Origin of the sequence: Sulfuricella sp., assembly GCF_035531155.1 — a bacterium.
Classification (GTDB): Bacteria; Pseudomonadota; Gammaproteobacteria; order Burkholderiales; family Sulfuricellaceae; genus Sulfuricella.
In genome coordinates, this window is sequence record NZ_DATKTK010000055.1 from 147,348 (window position 1) to 168,769 (window position 21,422).

Below are 21,422 nucleotides of genomic sequence, written 5' to 3' on the forward strand. Positions count from 1 at the left end.
ACCCAACAGCATGCCAATGTCAACAAAAATCACTGCCCGCGTCATTCATTGAAACTTTCAACGCTTAATATTGAATGGTGGAATTCTCGCTGCCGATGCAATCGGCCAGCGACACCAACAAATTGTCCTTGAGCTTCACCCGCCAGCCTTCACCCAGGTCCAGCTCGCAGCTCGCCGTGGAGGTACGGTAGCCGATCCGCACCCTGCACCCTGCTTCATCACGATAGCCGGAAAGAATTTCACGTAATTTGTCGGTGTTGGCGGGTGCCATGCACGACAGCCGCAACAGCTTGGCGAAACGCGTACGCGCCCCGGCCAGGTCAAGCAGGCTTTCCGCAACCACGCGAAATCCGCCGGAATAATCGTCCTTGCTGATCTTGGCCTCGATGATCAGCAATTGATCCTCCTTGAGGATATCCTTGTGCGCGTCGAACAATTCGCTGAACACCGAAACCTCGATGCGCGCAATGCCGTCCTCCAGGGAAATGAAGGCCATTTTGCCGCGCCGCGTCATCTGGGTACGAATGGCGTAGATCACCCCTGCCAGCCAGACCGGCTGTTGCTGCGGCGCAATGTCACTCAGGCGGGTCTTGATGAAGCTGGCGAGTTCCGCGCGGTAGGCATCATAAGGGTGGCCGCTGAAGTAAAAACCCAGCGCCTTTTTCTCGTTCGTCAACTGCTCGACCATCGGCCAGGGAGAAGCATCCACCATGGCATCGGGTCGGCTTTCCGCGCCGCCGTCATCCATGGCATCGAACAGGCTGTTCTGGTGAATGTCGCGGTTCTCCTGTTCCGCCGCTTCCATCGCCACGCCGACGCTCGCCAGCAGGCTCGCCCGGTTATCGTTGATGGTGTCGAACGCGCCGGCGCGGACCAGGGACTCGATCACGCGGCGGTTGACGGTGCGCTTGTCCACCCGGCGGCAAAAATCGAACAGGCTGGTGAAGGGCCCATCTTTTTCGCGCGCCGCGGCGATGACGTTGATCGCCGCCTCACCGGTGCCCTTGATGGCGCCAAGACCATAACGGATCTCAGTCCTGGAAACCGGCTCAAAACGGTAGCTGGAAACATTCACGTCCGGCGCCAGCACCTTCACCTTGTTGGCCAGGGTGTCCTCGTAGAACACCTTGAGCTGGTCGGTGTTGTCCAGCTCCGAGGACAGCGTCGCCGCCATGAAGGCCGAGGTGTGGTGGGCCTTGAGCCAGGCGGTCTGGTAGGAAATCACCGCGTAGGCGGCGGTGTGGGACTTGTTGAAGCCGTATTCGGCGAACTTCGCCATCAGGTCGAACAGGCTGTTGGCGAGTTTTTCCGGGTAATTTTTCTTGAGCGCGCCCTCGACGAACAGGCTGCGATGCTGGTCCATCTCCTCCTGCTTCTTCTTGCCCATCGCGCGCCGCAGCAAGTCCGCCCCGCCCAGGGTGTAGCCGCCGATGATCTGGGAGATCTGCATCACCTGTTCCTGGTAGACGATCACGCCGTAGGTCGGGGCTAGGCTGGCCTGCAAGTCGGGATGAAAATAGTCGATCGACTGCTTGCCCTTCTTGCGCAGGATGAAATCGTCTACCATGCCCGAACCCAATGGCCCCGGCCGGTAAAGCGCGAGCACGGCGATGATGTCCTCGAAGCGGTCGGGCTGAAGTTTAGCCAGCAGCTTTTTCATGCCCTCCGATTCGAGCTGGAACACCGCCGTGGTGTTGGCCTTCCTCAATACCTCGTAGGCTGCCGGGTCGTCGAAATGCTGTGTATCCAAGGACTGATCGAAGCTCGGGTCGAGCTTCTTGATGTACTTGAGGGCGAGGTCGATGATGGTCAGGTTGCGCAAGCCGAGAAAGTCGAACTTGACTAAGCCGGCCGCCTCCACGTCGTCCTTGTCGAACTGGCTGACCACGTTGTCCGCGCCGGAAGCGAGATACAGCGGGCAAAAATCGGTCAGCTTGCCGGGCGCGATGAGCACGCCGCCAGCATGCATGCCGACGTTGCGGGTCAAGCCTTCGAGCTTGCGCGCCAGAATGAACAGCTCGCGCACTTCCTCCTCGCCGTCGTAGCGCTCCTTGAGCTGGGGCTCCATCGTCAGCGCTTCGTCGAGCGAATACTGCTTGCCCGGTGCAGCCGGGATCAGCTTGGAAAGCTGGTCGCAGAAGTTGTAGGGCAGGTCCAGCACCCGCCCCACGTCGCGCACCACCGCCTTGGCCGCCATGGTGCCGAAGGTGGCGATCTGCGATACCGCATCGGCGCCATATTTCTCGCGCACGTATTCGATCACCCGCCAGCGGTTGTCCTGGCAGAAATCGACGTCGAAGTCAGGCATCGACACCCGCTCCGGGTTGAGGAAGCGCTCGAACAGCAGGGCATAGCGCAACGGATCGAGGTCGGTGATGCCGAGGCTGTAGGCGACCAGCGAACCCGCACCGGAGCCCCGCCCCGGGCCGACCGGCACGCCGTTGTGCTTGGCCCAGTTGATGAAGTCGGCCACGATCAGGAAGTAGCCGGGGAAACCCATCTGGATGATGGTCCCGGTCTCGAACTTGAGTCGATCGGTATAGGTGGGGTACTGCTCCGCCCGCTTCGCCTCTTCGGGATAGAGCTCCTTCATGCGCTCGGCCAGGCCCTCCTCCGCCCGCCGGCACAGGTAGTCATCCAGGCTCATCCCCTCCGGCACCGGGAACAGCGGCAGCTTGCTCTTGCCCAGTTCGACGCTGAGGTTGCAGCGCTTGGCGATCTCGACACTGTTGGCGAGCGCCTCGGGGATATCAGCGAACAGTTCCGCCATCTCCGCCTGGGTCTTGAAGTACTGCTGCTCGGTGAAGACGCGCGGACGGCGCTTGTCCGCCAGCATATAGCCCTCGGAAATGCACACCCGCGCCTCGTGAGCCTTGTAATCGTCAGGAGCCAGAAACTCGACCGGATGGGTCGCCACCACCGGCAGCCGCAATTCCGAAGCCAGGCTCAGCGCCAGTCGCACGTGAACATCGGCCTGGGGTAGCCCGGTGCGCTGCAGTTCGAGGTAGAACGCGCCGGGAAACAGGCGCTGCCAATCGGTCGCGAGTTCCTGCGCCTGCGCGCGTTTAGCCTGCAACAGCGCCTGGCCGACATCGCCGAAATGCGCACCGGACAGCGCGATCAGGCCGTCGCTGCCGCCGTCCGCGAACCATTCGCGGCGGACTTCCGCCCGCCCGCGGTGCTGGTTGCTGCGGTAGGCGCGAGTGAGCAGGTCGCACAGACGCAAATAGCCCAGGCGGTTGCGGCACAGCAGGAGCAAACGATGCGGCTGGTCGCGGTTGGCCTCGTTGCTGATCCACACGTCGCAGCCGATGATCGGCTTGATGCCCTTGCCGCGGGCGGCCTGGTAGAACTTCACCATGCCGAACAGGTTGCTCAGATCGGTCAGCGCCAGCGCCGGCATCCGGTCGGCGACGGCACTGGCAACGGCATCGTCGATACGCACGATGCCGTCGACAATCGAATACTCGCTGTGCAGGCGGAGGTGAATAAAGGAGGGATCAGACATAGCTCGTCATTTTACCACCATGGAATGCAGCGGACGTTTTATCGTGGAAAAAGGGGGCAATTGAAAATATTGGGAAATGGTAGAGCGCCCCGACTATCCTCGTCATTCCGGCAAAATCCGGAGTCCAGTGCAGTAGGGCGGATGAGCGTAGCGTTATCCGCCGTATGTATAGCTTGCACATTTTTTCATTCGGCGGATAACGGCCTGCGGCCTCATCCGCCCTACACTTGCTAAACGTTTGTTTCACCATATGATACAATGAATACATATATTCAATTGGAGCACCATCATGGCAACCTCTATCCGACTTGATCCCGCCATTGAACAACGGCTAGACCAACTGGCCGCACAAACTGGCCGCACCAAGGCGTATTACCTGCGTGAGCTGGTCACGAACGGCCTGGATGATCTGGAAGACTACTACCTGGCCGCCGCAACGATGGAACGCGTCCGCAAGGGCGAAGAGAAGGTTTATTCCGCCGAGCAAGTGAGGAATGACCTTGGTCTGGACGATTAATTACACCGAGTCCGCCAGAAGGCAGCTTCGCAAGCTCGACAAACAGACAGCGCGGCGCATCCTCGATTTCATGGATGAACGCATCGCCGCCCAGGAAGACCCGCGCAACACCGGCAAGGCATTGACCGGACCCATGCTCGGCGCGTACTGGCGCTACCGCATCGGTGACTATCGAATCATCTGCGACATTCAAGATGGTGCGCTCTGCGTCCTCGTAATCGAGATCGGCAATCGGCGCGAGGTCTACCGATGAGCGCGAAAATAAAAGCGGCGCGGCTGGTTAGGGTCGCGAATTTAATCCGACCCATTTAAATCGATGGGGTGCCCCACCCTACTGAATAGCCCCGCAAGCCAAGTAAATAGGCGATCTACAAGCACACACGATGGAGATGTCCGTGTTTATTGGCTTACGGACGAAGCGTTTATTTCAATCGAGTATGACCCCATTGATTTTCCCATTGATTTTCAAAAACAGCTTGACCGGGAAGACGGTATCTACGCGGGCTCGTTGGCGCAGTCACCCCTCGAAGAAAAACCTATCCGTTGCCTCAACTGACTCTCTAAGCTGTCTGATTGGGAACTTGGGCGAATAACAGTCAATATATTGGTTGCTGGCGCCTGTCATGCTGATAACGATTCGGTGAAAAATATTCTTGAGCAATTGAATATCTCGTATCAGTTCACAAGAATCGCCAGGCTTAGTCGTGTTGCCGTGCGCAGCGTCGTTTCGTCTTTGCCACGCGCTCTTTTCTTTGCCTTCCATATCAAGTGACAAACTTGCAAAGAATCGATCATTTAGTATGTCTTGCGATGGGCTATTCAAACCCGAAGCTTTCTTACGCAACACTTCCTTTTCCGGATCTTTAAGGGGCATGGCCTCGACGATTTTTAGAAACTCATCTCTCAAATGTTTTGCATTTGTCGCGTCTAAGAGTTTGGTCTCGTACTGAGGTTTGTCCAGTTTCCTATAAGCTGCCATGAGCGCCTCCATACCCGCGCCTAGCTGCACAGGCATCGTGTGCATCGGTGAGCACACGGCATGCCAATAAATCCAACTGACGTGTTGAAAGTTGAGTTCGTCGAAGTGCGCGAAGAGAGCGTTCACCGTTCGGGAAAACACGTTTGGATCGATAAGCTTCGCATGTGCGCTGCCTACTGGCGCTGGTGGCAGCGCAAGCAAGGAATAAGCACTTTCATCAATGATGTAGGGAGTTACCGCTTTAAACCCAATAAACTCAAACTCTTCTGAAAGAAGCGTGTACCCAAGGTAGACCAACGGCAAGCCGAAAGCGAACGACAGGCACTCGCGAATTTTCCTGCGGATATCTTCGCAAGGGAATTTCTTATACAGGATGAACCCAGGGCCGCTTGACCGTTCCCTTTTATGGTTCCGAAAAGGCGCTATGTAAATCTCATTGCCAGCGATGTTCAGCCTTAGGCAGCCCCTCATCGACGAAGGTGTGCTTTCCTTAGCGTGTTGTGTCAGCGTTTCGTCCCCACCGCTGAGTATTCTGGTTGCAGTTGTCACCAGATTCTCTTCCAGATTGTGTGGCCAGTGATACAAAGCTGTGTCCACATTATCGACCCACTCAATTAATTGATGTACTCGCTCAACATCATCCGGCACGGACTCAAGCGAATCAATCCATGCATTTTCTGTGGTTCCTCGGACATTGGTTAAGTGATGTGAAGTGTTTTGTGAAAATGGCATCACCCCCTTCGCAATCACGGTCATATCGGAACTAGATAGAGTGACGCAAGCAATGTTTGAGTGCACCGTCCCCGCTGGCAATTTAGGAGAATTGAGCGAGTCATTTTTGGAATTTTCGTCACAGCGCGTGGTTAGAAGCAACCTTTGTTTATCGTCACGCTTTATCTCAAAACTGTTTATAGGCGAACACAACGGCCCGCAATCGGTTATCTGAAACATTCCATTATTTAACAGAAGCTCAAAGGTTTCTTCTTCCCATATTTTTAGATTCATATGACATCCCAGCCAATGGTTGCGAAGTTTTTTGTATCCAATTTAGCCCCCAAATCCATCGCCCTAGGCATCGATAATTTTTTCAGTTTCTTACTCAACAGGAGGCGACAATAATTAACAAAACAATGGCCTCACTTAACTCGCCAAACCCAGCCGGGTAATGCTTCCAGTCGTGCTTTACGCTCCTGCGACAGATTATCTTTTTTTGTTCTTTGAGCATTTACCCAGCTTCCAACTCTATATCCATCTTCTGTTTTATATAACGCAGGAGGCAAACAATGCCCCTCACTTTCTACAAATTTCTCAAGATGGCGAAACCCTTTTTCCCACTTGTCTGCCCAAGGTTCCCAACTCCATCTGGGCAATGCTTCCAATCGCGCTTTGCGCTTTGGTGACAGGCTGTCTATTTTTGTTCGCTGAACACCAACCCACTGACCAAGGCGGTACCCATCTACCGTTTTGCAATCTTGAGGGACATTGGCATGCCCCTCTCGATCTGCAAACTCCTTGAGGAGATAAAATCCTTCTTCCCACATATTTGTACGAGCATCCCAACTCCAACCGGGCAAAGTCTCCAGCCGTACTTTGCGCTCCGGTGACAGGCTATCTTTTCTTGTCCGCTGCCTATTAACCCATGACCCAAGCCGATATCCACCTGCCGTTTTATAGCCTTGAGATACCTTAGCATTTCCCTCTCGATCTGCGAATTCCTTAAAATAGCGAAATCCTTCTTCCCACATATCTGCACGAGCATTCCAACACCAACCATGCAATGCTTCCAGCTGTGCTTTGCGCTCCGGTGTCAGGCTGTCTTTTTTTGTTCGTTGGATATTTACCCAGCTACCGACTCCATATCCATCTGCCGACTTATATAGTGCAGGAGGCAAACAATGCCCCTCTCGCTCCACAAATTCCTTGAGATAACGAAAACCTATTTCCCACTGCTCCACAATGGCATCCCAAATCCAACAAGACAATGCTTCCAATCGTGCTTTGCGTTCCGGGGACAGGTTTTCTTTTGTTGTTCGTTGGATATTTACCCACTGACCAAGGCGGTATCCATCTTCTGTTTTATATAGCGCAGAAATTTTGGCATGCCCATCTCTCTCGACAAATGCCTCCAACAACCCAAACCAGAAGTTCCAAGATGCAGTGACTTGCTCGACCAGATAGGTGCGCAGTGCGCTCCCAAAATTCGCATCTACCGTAGCAGGCAGGTCAAGACTGATTTTGCGCAGACCGTCGGCGCTGACACCTGCACCGGGTTTCCTGCCGAGTTCGGTTCTGATCTGATCCAGTTCATCCGCCAGCACATCGTCGTGCGCCTTCAACGCATTCAGTACATCCCAGATAGGCTTGAAGTAACTCGCCGCTATCGTGTCTTCGGCATTTTGTCCTGCTGCGATGAACACCGGCAAAACAATCGTGCCGGCCTTTTTGTCCGGACTCAGGCGTATGGCGCGACCCACGGCCTGGATGATGTCCACCTGGCTACTGCGCGGATCGATAAACGCCACGCCATCGAGGGAGGGCACGTCCACGCCTTCGGACAAACAGCGCGCATTGCTCAGCACGCCACGTTCGTCTGCGCTCAGGGCTTTGAGTTGATCGAGCTTGATCTTGCGTTTGTTGGCGGGCATGTTGCCGGAGACGAAGTCGGTGCGCAGGGTTCCGCTGGGACGGTGTTCGTCGCTGATCCATGCCATGATCTGCCGAATGTCGGTGGTGAAGGCTTCGGCGCGATTGACACGGCTGTGGAAGCTGATGATGCGCTTGAGGTCGTAGTCTTTGATGGCTTTGAGCAGGCCGATCTGGGCGGCGAGCGATTGGCTGTCGGTCTCAATACCCGTGCCGGTGGTGACCAGTTCGCGGTTGACGATCCACTGCGCGATGGTGGGGTCGTCCACGCCGATAATGACGACGCGATAATCGGTGAGCAGCTTTCTGGCGATGGCCTCGCCAAACGGCAAGGCATACAGCACTTTACCAAACAAGGTGGCGTTATCCATGCCGACCACTTCGACTCCGCGATCTTCGGCAGCTTTTTTGACGTTGCTGGAGTAGGTGCGCGGGGTGGCGGTGGCGAACAGCCGTTTATGGCCGCGTATCTGTGCGTTGTCGAGAACGGCGGTGAACTCGCTACCGACCTTGCCCGCGCAACGGTGGGCTTCGTCCGCCACGACCAAATCGAAGGCGGGAATGGTGCTATCTGCCTGCGCTGCGGCGATGACGGAGGAGGATTGGTAGGTGGAGAAAACCACCCGATTGCCTGCGCCGCTAAGAAAATTCCTGACTTCTTCCGCGTCCGAGGTAACGGGGAAGGCGAGGTCGGCAACGCTGTGGATGGCTTCGTCGCTGCCCTTGGTGCCGACGGTTTGATCTGAGCAGACGCACAGCACTTCAAACGGGGTGGCGGCAGCGAATGTCCATTCGCGCAGCAGTTGGGACAGCAGGCCTAATGAGGGAACCAGCACCAGGGTGCGTTGTGCGGCAAGCCGCTCTTTGATCCAGAGCGTGACGTAAGTTTTGCCCGTGCCGCAGGCCATGATGAGCTGGCCACGGTCGGCGGTTTGCAGCCCTTGTACAACGGCGGTTCTGGCTTCGTTCTGATGGTCGCGTGGTTCGGGGCGAGCTTTGCGTTTGGCTTGCGGGAGTACGGCGAGATTGGCGGGGTAATCCAGCGCGGCACGTTCAAAATCGGAGAGCAAAAAACGGATGACGGGTTTTTCTTGTGCATCGCAGACTTGCTTGGCATTGCCGCCGATGCGGTCGGTGGTGGCGATCAGCAGGCGGTGGTGTATGCCTTTGCGGTTGGATTCGCTGAGGAATTTGTCCACATCGTGTTTGGTGATGTCGTAGTCAGGCGAGTAGCACTTGGTTTGCACCGCCCAGTGTTCGCCGTTCTTGTGCCGGAACACGAGGTCAATCCCGCAATCCATGCCCCAACGTTCCGGGTATTCTTCCCATAGCCAAACTTGGTCAACTTGGGTAGCCCATTCAGGATCGGCTTTCAGAAACCATTTGACGAAGTGCTCGAACTGCTTGCCCCGCTTGGCTGGGTCAGCGTCGAGGCTGTTGTAGAAATCAGAAAATTGACCGGCCAAAATTTCAGCACCATGCCGTAAAGAGGATTGGGTTTGTTGGGTTACGGCGCAAAGAACCGCGCCTAACCCAACCTACATGACTGATCCACACGTCGCAGCCGACGATCCGGCTTGATGCCCTTGCCGCGGGCGGCCTGGTAGAACTTCACCATGCCGAACAGGTTGCTCAGATCGGTCAGCGCCAGCGCCGGCATCCGGTCGGCGACGGCGAGGCCGACGGCATCGTCGATGCGCACGATGCCGTCGACAATCGAATACTCGCTGTGCAGGCGGAGGTGGATAAAGGAAGGATCAACCATGATGGTATAATTTTACCATGATGACGAAGACCCCCGAACTTTTACTCCCCGCCGGCAGCCTGGAAAAAATGCGTTATGCCTTCGCCTATGGCGCGGATGCCGTGTATGCCGGCCAGCCCCGCTACTCCCTGCGCGCCCGCAACAACGAATTCGGCCTGGAGGAACTGGGAACGGGAATCGCCGAGGCGCATGCGCTGGGCAAGAAATTTTTCGTCGCCAGCAACCTGACGCCGCACAACGCCAAGCTCAAGACCTATATGGCGGATATGGCGCCGGTGATCGAAATGAAACCGGACGCCCTGATCATGGCCGACCCCGGCCTGATCATGATGGTGCGCGAGGCGTGGCCGGACATTCCGGTGCACTTGTCTGTGCAGGCCAACACCGTCAATTACGCCGCGGTGAAATTCTGGCAGGCGCTGGGCTTGACGCGGGTGATCCTGTCGCGCGAAATCTCCCTGGACGAAATCGCCGAGATCCGCCAGCAATGCCCCGACATGGAGCTCGAAGTATTCGTTCACGGCGCCCTGTGCATCGCCTATTCCGGCCGCTGCCTGCTATCCGGCTACTTCAATCACCGCGACGCCAACCAGGGCACCTGCACCAACTCCTGCCGCTGGGACTACAAGGTGCAGGAAGCAAATGAAGATGCGGCGGGCGTGATCCGTGAAACCGAATTCGATTTCAACAAGGCCATGGGCGAATCCGGCCTTACCGCCTGCGGTGACCAGCAGCGCCACCCACTCGCCGACCGGGTATGGATGATCGAGGAAGGCCAGCGCCCCGGCGAGTTGATGCCGGTACTGGAGGACGAGCACGGCACCTACATCATGAACTCCAAGGACCTGCGCGCGGTGGAGCATGTCGCCCGGCTGGCGGAAATCGGCGTGGACTCCCTGAAGATCGAAGGACGGACAAAATCGGCCTACTACGTGGTGCGCACCGCCCAGATTTACCGCCAGGCGATCGACGATGCCGCTGCGGGCCGCGCCTTCAACCCGGCGCATTTGAGCGCGCTGGAAAACCTCGCCAACCGCGGCTACACCGATGGCTTCTACCAGCGTCACCATACCGTGGAATATCAGAACTACCTCACCGGCCAGTCGGAAAGCGCGCGGCAGATGTATGTCGGCGACATCGTCGCCTATGACCCGGCCCGGAAAATGGCCGAAGTGGTGGTGAAAAACCGCTTCGCCGTGGGCGACCGGCTGGAACTCATCCACCCCGCCGGAAATCGCGAGATGGTGCTGGAACAAATCTTCAACCAGAAAGGCGCTTCCATCACGGAAGCACCGGGTAACGGCTGGGTGGTGCACATCCCGCTCAGTGACAATGTCGACAGGGCGATGCTGGCGAGGTTTTTGTAAGTTTAGGGTTTCACCTAGTTCAAACCCGACTGCCCACCGCTATTATTCCCACCTTGATCCTAATGGATTAATCGGGATGATCAAAAATATCAGCGTCCAGCGGTTGAATCCCGGCATCTTCATCCACAAAATGAACTGCGGTTGGATGGACCACCATTTTCTGACCGTAACCTCAAAATCAAGAGCGATGTAACGCTATACTTCGCCCTCAGGCGTGGCGTAGATCTTGTGTATGCTGATATCCGCACCGTTGAACTCCTCTTCCGGGTCCAGCCGTATTCCCACCAGCTTTTTCAATAATCCGTAAACCACTAAGCCGCCAACCAGGGCGATAGTTATACCCATCAGGGTGCCGATCAGTTGCGCGGCAAAACTCACATTGCCGATGCCGCCCAGCGCCTTGAGGCCGAATATCCCGGCTGCGATTCCGCCCCATGCGCCGCACAGGCCATGCAGCGGCCAGACACCGAGCACATCGTCAATTTTCCATTTGTTCTGGGTCAGGGTAAACGCCCACACGAACAGCGCACCCGCCACCCCACCGGTAATCAGCGCACCCAATGGGTGCATCAGGTCGGACCCGGCGCACACCGCCACCAAGCCGGCGAGCGGTCCGTTATGCACGAAGCCGGGGTCATTCCTGCCCACCACCAGTGCGGCCAGAATGCCGCCGACCATCGCCATCAGCGAATTCACCGCCACCAGGCCACTCACGGCATCTATGGTCTGCGCCGACATGACATTGAAGCCGAACCAGCCCACCGTCAATATCCACGCGCCCAATGCCAAAAACGGAATGCTTGAGGGGGGATGCGCGGCCACCATCCCATCCTTGGTATAGCGGCCGCGCCGTGCGCCGAGCAGCAGCACTGCCGGCAACGCAATCCAGCCGCCCATGGCATGCACCACCACGGAGCCGGCAAAGTCATGGAATTCCGCCCCGAAAGTCCCTTTCAGCCAGTCCTGCACGCCGAAGTGGTGATTCCAGGCGATGCCCTCGAAGAAGGGATAAACGAAGCCCACCAGAAGGAAAGTTGCCGCCAGTTGCGGATTGAATCTGGCACGCTCGGCGATGCCGCCGGAAACGATTGCCGGAATCGCCGCGGCAAAAGTCAGCAGGAAGAAGAATTTGACCAGATCGTAGCCGCTCTTCTGCGCCAGCACCTCGGCACCGGAAAAGAAATTCACCCCATAAGCGATGCTATAACCGATAAAGAAGTAAGCAATAGTCGATATGGCGAAATCCACCATGATTTTCACCAGTGCGTTGACCTGATTTTTCTTGCGCACCGTACCCAGTTCCAGAAAGGCGAAACCCGCGTGCATCGCCAATACCATGATCGCGCCCAGGAGTATGAACAATACGTCGCTACCGGCCTTGAGATTTTCCATCGTTGCTCCAGAGAAAGGTTTCATCCGATTTAGCAATAATTGGGCCAGAACTAAACGCACTGTTTTGAAAAGGAACTTCCCAAAACAGTGCATTCATGACGCACCAATTAAGTGCTATCGATCATTATCCGCCCTTAATTGGTGCCAGATGGCCGGAAGGTTGTAGAACATAGCATTGACTGCTAATTTAAAAGCATGACAATCAAATCACTTCCCCTTGGCGGCAGAATTCCGCCCCATGGCCTTGCCTCATCGGCGGCGCTGTTCGTTGTTGCCGCCCTGTTATGCCAGTCAGGCGCCCATGCGGGGACGGAATCTGACGAAAGCGGCAGCACATCTTCCGTGGTTTTCACCCAGGCCAAACGAAATGCGATTGCAACACTGGATATTCCGCCCGGTCAGGGGGAAAGCGGGGGAACGGCCGCGATCCCCGAAGAAGACAAGCACTTCCGAACGCAGGCACTAATTTGGGGCGGAGCCGGAACCGTTTTAGCCTACGGCGCCACCGTCTGGTGGAAGGATGGTTTTTCCGGCCACTTCCGCACCGCCAGCGAAGGCTGGTTCGGACAGGACACCTATGCCGGGGGCGCTGACAAATTGGGCCATGCCTACTCCACCTATGCGGGAACCCGCCTGCTTGCCCGCGCCTTCGAATGGGCTGGAAACGACCGGGATGACGCGGTTGTCCTGTCGGCAGCAACCGTATTCGGCACACTGCTGGCGGTGGAAACCCTCGACGGATTCTCGGAACGATACAAGTTCAGCAAGGAAGATTTGATCATGAACGCCGTCGGCACCGGGCTGGGCCTATTGTTCGAGAAAAACAAACGTCTCGATGACCTGCTCGATTTCCGCCTGCATTACTGGCCTTCCGGCGATGCGAAACGACTCAACCAGGTCGGCCCGATCGGCGACCATTCAGGCCAGACCTATCTGCTGGTCGCCAAGGCAACCGGCGTACCGCAGCTGAAGAACCATGACGTGCTGCGCTACTTCGAGCTGGCGGCAGGCTACGGTTCGCGCGGCTACGAACCCAACGATGGAGCGCCCGCGCCTGACCGCAGCCGGCACTTCTACTTCGGAATTTCGCTGAATATTTCGGAGATCCTGAGAAACACGGTGTTCCGCGGCTCCACGGAAAAAACCCGCAGCCAGCGGGTCACCGATACCGTCCTGGAGTATGTTCAGGTTCCCGGTACCGCCGTACTGGCTGATCACCGGCTTTAACCGTTACTTGGAATCGATGTCCAGTCCGAAGCGGTGGGTATGATTGATGACGTTGAGTAGCAGCTTGAACGGCACGCTCGGGCCGAACCTCTTGACGATCGCCATGAATGGCAGATCGGGGCCATTCGGGTCGAACTGGTAACGGCCGGAAATCATGTCGTCGAACATCTGGCGCAATTCCTTGTCCATCGCATCCACCCAGGGCAGGATCATGGTCTTGCGCTCTTCGTCGTCCTCGACGATGGCGCGCAATTCGTCCACTTCGTAAACCGCCTGGTGAACCAGGTCGATGTATTCGTCTAAAGTTTTCGGGTTTTTCATAACCACTCCTTGTGCTGCGAAAACAATTGGGGGCGACCCGCAGGCCGCCCCCCAAGTTGCTGCCGTAAAGGTTGTTATTCTCTACTTCTTGGCAATTTCCTCAAGCTTGGTCGCACGGACCAGTTGGCCGTCCAGCGCTGCTTCCTGAGCAGTGCCGCCGTAGGCGATGGTGATCAGCTGAGAATAATACATTACCGGGATGTTGAACTTGGTACCGAAGCGCTTGTTCACTTCACCCTGGTAAATCTCGACGTTGGCCTGGCACAGCGGGCAAGGCGTGACGATCATCTCGGCACCATGATCGTAGGCAGACTCGATAATGTCCTTGATCTGTTTCTGGCTTTTTTCCGGCTCGGAGAAGGCCAGTGCACCACCGCAGCAGGTCACCTTCTGGTCGTAGGAGGTTACAGCTTCTCCACCCATCGCCTCGACCAGGTTGTCGAGATACATGGGATTTTCGAATGATTCACCGGCCAGACCGAACGGGCGGTTGGTCTGGCAGCCGACGTAACCGGCAAACTTGATGCCTTGCAGCGGGTTCTTTACACCCTTCTTCAGTTCATCGAAACCGAAATCCTCGACCAGCACCTCCGCCATGTGGCGTGCCGCCTGATTGCCTTTATAGGTCAGACCAGCCTCATTCAGCGCCGTATTGGCTTCGGCCAGCGTCTGCGAACTGTGCGCAAGGCGCTCCTTGGATTCACGGGTGGAAAGCCAGCACGCCGCACAGGTCGCGACCAGGTCCATGCCAGGATTATGCTTTTCGGACAGCGCCATGTTGCGGGCAGACAGTGTGATGCGCGGCAGTTCGCCACCTTCGGCATAGCCGATGGACGCGCCGCAGCAGTTCCAGTCCGGGATTTCCTTCAGTTCGATATCAAGGTATTTGCACATCGAATTGGTCGATTTCAGGTAGTTGTCCGAGGACGCCTTGGTCTGTGACGAGCAACCGGGGTAAAACGAGTAAGTCTTTTTAGCCATCATTGACTCCTTAGGCGAAATTCTTGCGGCGGTCTTCGATTTCCCGCGCTTTCTTCAGCATGGCATGGAAGCCTGCCTTGTCCTTGACGCCGTGCCCGCCGAACAGTTCCATCGGGTTCAGGCGTTTCGCCTTCACCATGCCCAGACCGACACTCTGCATCGCCATGGCGTTCTTGACGCCCTGAGCGAAACCGTCCTTGAAATAAATGCCGAGAGAGAGCTTCAACTCGTTGACGCGACCGGTCTGCGCCAGGTTGTTCCAGAACATGGTGGCGAATTGCTGCGTCGGCTGATTCTTCGGCGCAAGTCCCAGGCGGTGGGCGTAATTAGCCAGGCCGTGCATGATGTGGGTGATCGGCAGCTTGCGCGGGCAGCGCACGACGCAGTTGTAGCAGGAAGTGCACATCCACATCGAATCTGATTTCAGGACTTCCTCGCGCTTGCCGGCGCGGATCATCATGAACAGCTTCTGCGGAGAATGCTCCCAATGCGGTCCAAACGGGCAGGAGCCGGCACACACGCCGCACTGCATGCACATCTTGACCCATTGGCCTTCCTCGACCATTTCCTCGACTTCCTTGAGGAAATTATTGTGATATTTTTCGCCCATTTGTCGTCTCCTAGAATCCCTTAAGCGGGCTCATGCCGATTTCCTGAATCTTCGCCGCGTAGTCGTTGATCAGTTGCGGCACGCGCTCGATGTCGGTAATCGCGACCTCGAATGTGGCAACCCGATCTTCTTCCAGCCCCATTTGCTTGAGCGTGTCGCCGATCTTGCTCATGCGGTAGCTGGCGAGTTCAGAACCCTTGACGAAGTGGCACTGGTAGTCGTCGCCGTGCTTGCAACCCATCATCATCACGCCGTCATAGCCGCTACTAAGCGCGTCGTTGATCCAGATGGTGTTGACCGAACCCAGGCAACGAACCGGGATGACACGCACGAACGCACTGTAGACATTGCGGTTCATCGCCGCCATGTCGAGCGCGGGGTAGGCGTCGTTTTCGCAGGCCAGAATCAGGATGCGTGGCTTCTCGGAAAACTCGTCGGGAACGTCCACCGCTTTCAGCTGCGAGCCGACGGTATCAATCGAGTAGTTCTCGAAGGAGATCACGCGCACCGGGCAGGCGCCCATACAGGTTCCGCAACGGCGGCAACGGGATTCGTTGAACACCGGGAAGCGTTTCTCGTCTTCATCGATGGCGCCGAATGGGCATTCCACCGTGCAGCGCTTGCACTGGGTGCACCCCTCGAGACGCACTTTCGGGAAGCTCAGATCGCCGGAACGCGGATGCGCGGCACGGCCCAGACCGGCATTCTCGACAGCCTGAATTGCCTTCATCGCAGCGCCAGTGGCGTCTTCCATCGCCTGCACCATATCCATCGGGCGGCGCACCGGGCCGGCGGAATAAATGCCGGTCCTGCGAGTTTCGTAAGGAAAGCAGATGAAGTGCGAATCGGTGAAACCATACTTCAGCTGCGGCACGTCCGGACCCTGACGATAGGTCAGATTCAGCACGGAAATCGGCTGGACCGCACCCTCCACCTGTGTAGCCTTGTAGGCTTCCAACAGGGAGTTATCGCCAGCTGCGGCGGCAATATCCGCTTTTAGCTTGGTGTCGATGTCGACGCCGGAATTCGGCACCTGACCGGTGGCCAAGACAACCAGGTCGGCATTATCGATGGCGGTCTGATCGTTGAGGATCAGGTCGTGGAAATTCACCTTGCACTGGTTGCCGGCGGCTTCAACGCTGGAAACCTTGCCCTTGGTGAAAGTTACGCCCTTGTTCTGGCCGCTGCGGTAAAAATCCTCGCCGTTGCCGGGCATGCGCAGATCGGTGTAGATCACTACCGTATCGATGTCAGGATTGGAATCCTTGAAATACATCGCCTGCTTGACCGAAGTCGTACAGCAGGAACCGGAGCAGTAAGGCAGATGTTTGCCGGTATCGTCGCGCTGACCGGCGCACTGGACGAACACCACGGTCTTCACTTCGCCGCCGTCGGAGGGGCGCTTGATCGCGCCTCCGTTGGCCGCCTTGGCAAGTGCTTCCAGACCGGCCTGATCGACCACGTTGGCGGACTTGCCATAGCCGAGTTCGGGCAGGTTGTTGGCATCGTACAGCGAGAAACCGGTGGCCTGAACAATGGCACCGACTTTCTCGGTCGTGGTAGAGCCAGACTCGGTACTAATCTCGATTTCGAATTGTCCAGGAGAGCCGGAGGTCTTGCTGGTGATGGCGTTGAGGTAGACCTTGATGTTGACGTCGGCCTCAATCGCTGCGGCCATATCAGCCACTGGCGTATCTTGCGGTTCAGCATAGGGCGACTTGCCCGGCGAACGCTTGTACAGCTTGGCTGCCCAACCGCCAAGGGCGCCGGTTTTCTCCACCAGCACGACCTTGTAGCCGGCCTTGGATGCCTCCAGCGCAGCGGTCATGCCTGACACGCCACCGCCCACCACCAGCACGCTACGCACGGTAACGGCTGCCGGATTGCCCTCAGGCAGGGTCATTTTCTTCACTTCGGCGCAGCCCATGCGGATATAGTCTTCCGCCATCTCCTGCGTGGTCTCGCGCGCCTCATCGGTCTCCGGTTGGCACCAGATTACACCTTCGCGCAGATTGGCACGTGATACGGCAACATCGGTAAAGCCGAACGCCTCAGTCTTGGCGCGACGCGAACAGGCGCCGATCATGACATGGGTGACGGCTTCGTTGGCGATGTCGTCGCGGATCATCTTGACGCCTTCAGCGTTGCACAGGAACGCATGTTCCCTGACCAGCGCGACCTTGCCTTCCTTTTTTGCCACACTGGCCAGTGCTGCCGTATCCAGGCGCTCGCCCAAACCACAACCCTGGCAAATGTAGGCTGCTACTTTCATATCTGCCATTTACACACCCTCCACTCTGGCAACACGGTTAATCACCTGAATTGCGCGCAAGGCGCTCGCAGTGGCGCTCTGCACCGCACGGTTCACATCCAGCGGATTGGATGCGCAACCCGCGCCGAAAAAGGCGTGGTTGGCCGGATCGGCTTCGATGAAGCCGCTCGAATCGGACACGATTTCCGCCGGGAGGTTGGCGCCCTTGACGGACGGCTCCATGCCTATGGCCAGAACAACCAAGTCGTGAGGGGTAGCATAGCGGTGGTAGCCTTCGGTATTCACGCCGTGCAGAATCACGTCACCGGTCTTCTCATCCTGGACAGCCTTGGCCACCTTGGATTTGATGAAGCTGACGGTTGGATCCTTCAGCACTTTCTGGTAAAAGTCCTCGAAGCGATCGATCGCCCGGATATCGATGTAATAGATCGTGGACTTGCCTGCGTCGCCGTAGGCTTCGCGCACGTAGTTGGTCTGTTTCAGCGAGGCCATGCAGCAGATGCGCGAGCAGTGACGCAGATGGTTCTCGTCACGGGAACCGGCGCACTGGATGAAGGCGATGTTCTTTGCTTCCCTGCCGTCGGAGGGACGCAGGATCTTGCCCTTGGTCGGGCCATGGATGTCGGCCAGGCGCTCGAACTCGACGCTGGTGATGACATTCGAGTAACGGCCATAGCCATAGGGCTGAATTTTCGCCGCATCGTAAGGCTTCCAACCGGTCGCCCAAATCACCGCACCCGCTTTGAACTGGACCGTCTCTTCCTTCATGTCGAGATCGATCGCACCATACTTGCAAGCGGCCTTGGCCTTGTCGGCATCGGCAGTGCCGATAATCGACGGGTCAAGCACGTAGCGCTGCGGAAAAGCCATTTTATGAGGCAGGTAAGCCGCCTTGGTCTTGCCAAGGTTGTAATTGAAGGCATCCGGCACTTCGGCGTCCACCGCCTTGGCGCACTCGCCGCAAGCGGTACAGTTCTCGTTGACATAGCGCGGAGCCAGCTTAACAGTGGCGGTATAGTCGCCCTCGCCGCCGGTGATTGCCGTTACTTCAGCCATGGTCAGCACACGGATACGCGGATTCTGCTTGAGACGGCGCAAGTTGATTTCCAGTCCGCAGGTCGGGTGGCACAGCTTGGGAAAATAGCGATACAGCTGGGAAACGCGACCGCCAAGAGCGGGGTTCTTTTCCACCAGCACGACATTCTTGCCGCATTCGGCCGCCTCCAGGGCTGCCGTCATGCCGCCAATTCCGCCACCGACGACCAAAATGGTCTGATTGGTTGCAATTACGTCCGTCATCAGGTTACCTCCATCACGGATACTTGGGCTTCGGCGTTGATTTGCGCCTAGCCCAGTTTAAGCACTAATTTGGATTTTCGACCGGGTGAATCTTACTCCCAATTGGAGACCCAATCCACAGCACCGTTCACAAAAATATAATTGAATTTTCTTATGTTTGAATAGATTAAATCAATGTCAGGCAGGAACGGGAAGAACTTCGAAAGTCATCAACTCCAGGTCGCCCAGCACATAGGTGGGTGGCTTCCCCACCCCGCCAACCGTGCCCGGATTCACCATCCAGGTCTTTCCACCGCGGATGTTGTCCACCTGCTCAACCAAGTAACGATGATCGTGGCCGCAGCAGACCATATCCCACTCACCGGTACAGGCCAGGGCGCGAGCGTAATGCGGGTAATGCACGATGAAAATCGTGCGGCCATGCAGGGTGATGCCGGCATCCTGACCGTAAAAATGGATCAGGTTGCCAGACTCGTGCGCCATCCGCGACAAGGTATAGAGATCGCCGGTGTTGTTGCCGTAGATGACGTGTGCCGGCATGTCCAGCTTCTTGAACACGCCCAGGGTATTGGCCGCGACAACGTCACCGCAATGCAGCGTGGCAACGGCACCGCGTGCCTTGGCGTCCTGCACGGCGGAAGCCAGCAGCGTGCGGTTGTCGTGACTATCGGAAAGAATGCAGATTTTCATGGTTGGCAATGGGTTATGAGTGATGGGTGATGAGGAGGGTTATACGGTTCGGATGCTGCGTCACATCGAACATCACCCATTGCTCATCACCGGCTTTGTTAGAACATCGGCTTAACAGCTGCTTCCTGATACCGCTTAACGCCGGCCATGATCTCGGCCTTGGTCTCTTCCGCACCGACCCAGCCCTCCACCTTGACCCACTTGCCTGCCTCCAGGTCTTTGTAGTGCTCGAAAAAGTGGCTGATCTGGGACAGCGTCAGTTCCGGCAAATCACGCGGCGACTCGATGTTGCGATATAGATTGCACAACTTGTCGACCGGCACCGCCAGCAGTTTGGCATCTTCGCCAGCTTCATCGGTCATCTTGAGCATGCCTATCGGACGGCAACGCACCACCACGCCAGTAATCAGCGGCACCGGCGTAATCACCAGCACGTCCACCGGATCACCGTCATCGGATAGGGTATGGGGAATGTAGCCGTAGTTGCAAGGATAGTGCATAGCCGTGGACATGAAACGATCCACGAACATGGCACCGGTTTCCTTGTCCACTTCGTACTTGATCGGGTCGCCGTGCATCGGAATTTCGATGATGACATTAAAATCGTTCGGAAGATCGCGTCCGGAGCTGACTCGGTCAAGATTCATCTGGCTAACCTCAAAAAATAAAGCCGGCATTATACCGGCTTTATTTACAGCTACCTAACGGGCCTAACGGCCCGCTTCAGGATTACAGCAGAGGCACAATCATCAGCGCAACGATGTTGATGATCTTGATCAGCGGGTTGACGGCAGGGCCGGCGGTATCCTTGTAGGGATCGCCGACGGTGTCACCGGTCACCGCTGCCTTGTGGGCGTCGGAGCCTTTGCCGCCGTAATTGCCTTCCTCGATGTACTTCTTGGCGTTATCCCATGCGCCGCCACCCGTGGTCATGGAGATTGCCACGAAGATGCCGGTCACGATGGTGCCGACCAGCACGCCGCCCAGCGCTTGCGCACCCAGGGTCAGGCCGACGATCACCGGAACAGCAACAGGCAGCAGCGAGGGAACAATCATTTCCTTGATCGCGGCCTTGGTCAGCATGTCGACGCAGGTGCCGTATTCCGGCTTGCCGGTGCCTTCCATGATGCCGGGAATTTCCTTGAACTGGCGACGTACTTCCACCACCACCGAACCGGCAGCGCGACCGACCGCCTCCATGCCCATGGCGGCGAACAGGTAGGGCACCATACCGCCGATGAACAGGCCGATGATCACCATATGATTGGACAAGTCGAAGGTCATGGCAGCCGCACTGGCGTCAAGAGCCAATGCCTTGACGTTCAAGGCGTGGGTGTAGTCTGCAAACAACACCAGTGCTGCCAACCCGGCGGAGCCGATGGCGTAGCCCTTGGTCACCGCTTTGGTGGTGTTACCCACAGCGTCGAGCGGATCGGTGATGTTGCGGATGCTATCCGGCAACCCGGCCATTTCGGCAATACCGCCGGCGTTGTCGGTGATCGGACCGTAAGCATCAAGTGCAACAATGATGCCGGCCATGGACAGCATCGAGGTCGCGGCGATAGCGATGCCGTACAGACCCGCCAGTTCGTAGGCACCCCAGATGGCCAGGCACACTGCGAGCACTGGTGCGGCGGTCGACTTCATCGAAACGCCCAGACCGGCGATCACGTTGGTGCCGTGACCGGTGGTGGAAGCCTCGGCAATGTGACGCACCGGGCTGAACTCGGTCGCGGTGTAATACTCGGTAATCCACACCATGGCAGCGGTCAGTCCCAGACCGATCAATGTAGCGAAGTACAGGTTCATCGACGAAACCAGCTTGCCGTCGATCATCACGCCATTACCCAT

General features: G+C 57.0%; 17 protein-coding genes and 1 pseudogene. 5 read left to right on the plus strand and 13 right to left on the minus strand.

Annotated elements, in window-relative coordinates; translation table 11 throughout:
- Nucleotides 1-64 precede the first annotated feature (64 nt).
- Nucleotides 65-3,508, minus strand: coding sequence for a DNA polymerase III subunit alpha (dnaE, locus tag VMV64_RS12325; RefSeq protein WP_325330732.1), 3,444 nt, complete (start codon nt 3,506-3,508; stop codon nt 65-67).
- A gap of 289 nt (nt 3,509-3,797) precedes the next feature.
- On the opposite strand from dnaE, the gene relB reads away from it, so the two are divergent.
- Both relB and VMV64_RS12335 read left to right on the plus strand, forming a co-directional pair.
- Nucleotides 3,798-4,025: a type II toxin-antitoxin system RelB family antitoxin gene (gene relB, locus VMV64_RS12330; RefSeq protein WP_325330734.1), complete on the plus strand. Its 228-nt coding sequence runs from the start codon at nt 3,798-3,800 to the stop codon at nt 4,023-4,025.
- Complete coding sequence (locus VMV64_RS12335; RefSeq protein WP_325330736.1) at nt 4,009-4,278, plus strand: type II toxin-antitoxin system RelE/ParE family toxin; 270 nt, start codon at nt 4,009-4,011, stop codon at nt 4,276-4,278. Before relB ends, VMV64_RS12335 begins: the two co-directional genes overlap by 17 nt.
- Before the next feature lie 264 nt (nt 4,279-4,542).
- Here the strand turns inward: VMV64_RS12335 and VMV64_RS12340 are convergent, their stop codons facing one another.
- The 3 genes and pseudogenes from VMV64_RS12340 to VMV64_RS12350 all read right to left on the minus strand — a co-directional run.
- On the minus strand, nt 4,543-6,009 hold the full coding sequence (locus VMV64_RS12340; RefSeq protein ID WP_325330738.1) for a hypothetical protein: 1,467 nt from the start codon (nt 6,007-6,009) through the stop codon (nt 4,543-4,545).
- A gap of 131 nt (nt 6,010-6,140) precedes the next feature.
- Nucleotides 6,141-9,113: a DEAD/DEAH box helicase gene (locus VMV64_RS12345; RefSeq protein WP_325330740.1), complete on the minus strand. Its 2,973-nt coding sequence runs from the start codon at nt 9,111-9,113 to the stop codon at nt 6,141-6,143.
- Nucleotides 9,114-9,189: 76 nt separating this feature from the next.
- Nucleotides 9,190-9,412, minus strand: a pseudogene (locus VMV64_RS12350) (PHP domain-containing protein); the annotation flags it as partial.
- Between the two features lie 20 nt (nt 9,413-9,432).
- Between VMV64_RS12350 and yegQ the strand changes: the two are divergent.
- Nucleotides 9,433-10,779 (plus strand): tRNA 5-hydroxyuridine modification protein YegQ, encoded by a 1,347-nt coding sequence (gene yegQ, locus VMV64_RS12355; RefSeq protein WP_325330764.1) that lies wholly within the window; start codon nt 9,433-9,435, stop codon nt 10,777-10,779.
- Nucleotides 10,780-10,855: 76 nt separating this feature from the next.
- Nucleotides 10,856-10,972, plus strand: coding sequence for a DUF3391 domain-containing protein (locus tag VMV64_RS17425; RefSeq protein ID WP_414718889.1), 117 nt, complete (start codon nt 10,856-10,858; stop codon nt 10,970-10,972).
- Between the two features lie 2 nt (nt 10,973-10,974).
- Here VMV64_RS17425 and VMV64_RS12360 read toward each other — a convergent pair whose 3' ends face one another.
- Entirely contained in the window at nt 10,975-12,171 is a 1,197-nt protein-coding gene (locus VMV64_RS12360; RefSeq protein WP_325330742.1) for an ammonium transporter, read from the minus strand.
- Nucleotides 12,172-12,366: 195 nt separating this feature from the next.
- Between VMV64_RS12360 and VMV64_RS12365 the strand changes: the two genes are divergently transcribed.
- Nucleotides 12,367-13,398, plus strand: coding sequence for a DUF2279 domain-containing protein (locus VMV64_RS12365; protein WP_325330744.1), 1,032 nt, complete (start codon nt 12,367-12,369; stop codon nt 13,396-13,398).
- A 3-nt stretch (nt 13,399-13,401) separates the two neighbouring features.
- Here the strand turns inward: VMV64_RS12365 and VMV64_RS12370 are convergent, their stop codons facing one another.
- The 8 genes from VMV64_RS12370 to VMV64_RS12405 form a co-directional block, all read right to left on the minus strand.
- Nucleotides 13,402-13,719, minus strand: coding sequence for a hypothetical protein (locus VMV64_RS12370; protein ID WP_325330746.1), 318 nt, complete (start codon nt 13,717-13,719; stop codon nt 13,402-13,404).
- 81 nt (nt 13,720-13,800) lie between these two features.
- Complete coding sequence (locus VMV64_RS12375; RefSeq protein WP_325330748.1) at nt 13,801-14,700, minus strand: CoB--CoM heterodisulfide reductase iron-sulfur subunit B family protein; 900 nt, start codon at nt 14,698-14,700, stop codon at nt 13,801-13,803.
- A gap of 10 nt (nt 14,701-14,710) precedes the next feature.
- Nucleotides 14,711-15,310 carry a 4Fe-4S dicluster domain-containing protein gene (locus VMV64_RS12380; protein ID WP_325330750.1) on the minus strand — a complete coding sequence of 200 codons (600 nt, stop codon included), beginning with the start codon at nt 15,308-15,310 and terminating at the stop codon, nt 14,711-14,713.
- A 10-nt stretch (nt 15,311-15,320) separates the two neighbouring features.
- Complete coding sequence (locus tag VMV64_RS12385) at nt 15,321-17,591, minus strand: FAD-dependent oxidoreductase (RefSeq protein ID WP_325330752.1); 2,271 nt, start codon at nt 17,589-17,591, stop codon at nt 15,321-15,323.
- The gene (locus VMV64_RS12390) at nt 17,592-18,881 is read right to left on the minus strand and encodes an FAD-dependent oxidoreductase (protein WP_325330754.1); all 1,290 of its coding nucleotides are present in this window, start codon (nt 18,879-18,881) and stop codon (nt 17,592-17,594) included. It lies immediately after the preceding gene.
- A 177-nt stretch (nt 18,882-19,058) separates the two neighbouring features.
- The gene (locus VMV64_RS12395) at nt 19,059-19,571 is read right to left on the minus strand and encodes a metallophosphoesterase family protein (RefSeq protein WP_325330756.1); all 513 of its coding nucleotides are present in this window, start codon (nt 19,569-19,571) and stop codon (nt 19,059-19,061) included.
- A 98-nt stretch (nt 19,572-19,669) separates the two neighbouring features.
- Entirely contained in the window at nt 19,670-20,218 is a 549-nt protein-coding gene (gene ppa, locus VMV64_RS12400; RefSeq protein WP_325330758.1) for an inorganic diphosphatase, read from the minus strand.
- 82 nt (nt 20,219-20,300) lie between these two features.
- Nucleotides 20,301-21,422: sodium/proton-translocating pyrophosphatase (locus VMV64_RS12405; protein ID WP_325330760.1), on the minus strand; the 1,122-nt coding region annotated here is incomplete at its 5' end.

Bases quoted from the DNA above. Each gene is read 5' to 3' on its own strand.
- VMV64_RS12360 (WP_325330742.1), bottom strand. From the start codon at position 12,171: ATGGAAAATCTCAAGGCCGGTAGCGACGTATTGTTCATACTCCTGGGC.
- VMV64_RS12340 (WP_325330738.1), bottom strand. From the start codon at position 6,009: ATGAATCTAAAAATATGGGAAGAAGAAACCTTTGAGCTTCTGTTAAAT.
- dnaE (WP_325330732.1), bottom strand. From the start codon at position 3,508: ATGTCTGATCCCTCCTTTATTCACCTCCGCCTGCACAGCGAGTATTCG.
- VMV64_RS17425 (WP_414718889.1), top strand. From the start codon at position 10,856: ATGATCAAAAATATCAGCGTCCAGCGGTTGAATCCCGGCATCTTCATC.
- VMV64_RS12390 (WP_325330754.1), bottom strand. From the start codon at position 18,881: ATGACGGACGTAATTGCAACCAATCAGACCATTTTGGTCGTCGGTGGC.
- relB (WP_325330734.1), top strand. From the start codon at position 3,798: ATGGCAACCTCTATCCGACTTGATCCCGCCATTGAACAACGGCTAGAC.
- VMV64_RS12370 (WP_325330746.1), bottom strand. From the start codon at position 13,719: ATGAAAAACCCGAAAACTTTAGACGAATACATCGACCTGGTTCACCAG.
- yegQ (WP_325330764.1), top strand. From the start codon at position 9,433: ATGACGAAGACCCCCGAACTTTTACTCCCCGCCGGCAGCCTGGAAAAA.
- VMV64_RS12375 (WP_325330748.1), bottom strand. From the start codon at position 14,700: ATGGCTAAAAAGACTTACTCGTTTTACCCCGGTTGCTCGTCACAGACC.
- VMV64_RS12395 (WP_325330756.1), bottom strand. From the start codon at position 19,571: ATGAAAATCTGCATTCTTTCCGATAGTCACGACAACCGCACGCTGCTG.
- VMV64_RS12385 (WP_325330752.1), bottom strand. From the start codon at position 17,591: ATGGCAGATATGAAAGTAGCAGCCTACATTTGCCAGGGTTGTGGTTTG.
- ppa (WP_325330758.1), bottom strand. From the start codon at position 20,218: ATGAATCTTGACCGAGTCAGCTCCGGACGCGATCTTCCGAACGATTTT.
- VMV64_RS12365 (WP_325330744.1), top strand. From the start codon at position 12,367: ATGACAATCAAATCACTTCCCCTTGGCGGCAGAATTCCGCCCCATGGC.
- VMV64_RS12380 (WP_325330750.1), bottom strand. From the start codon at position 15,310: ATGGGCGAAAAATATCACAATAATTTCCTCAAGGAAGTCGAGGAAATG.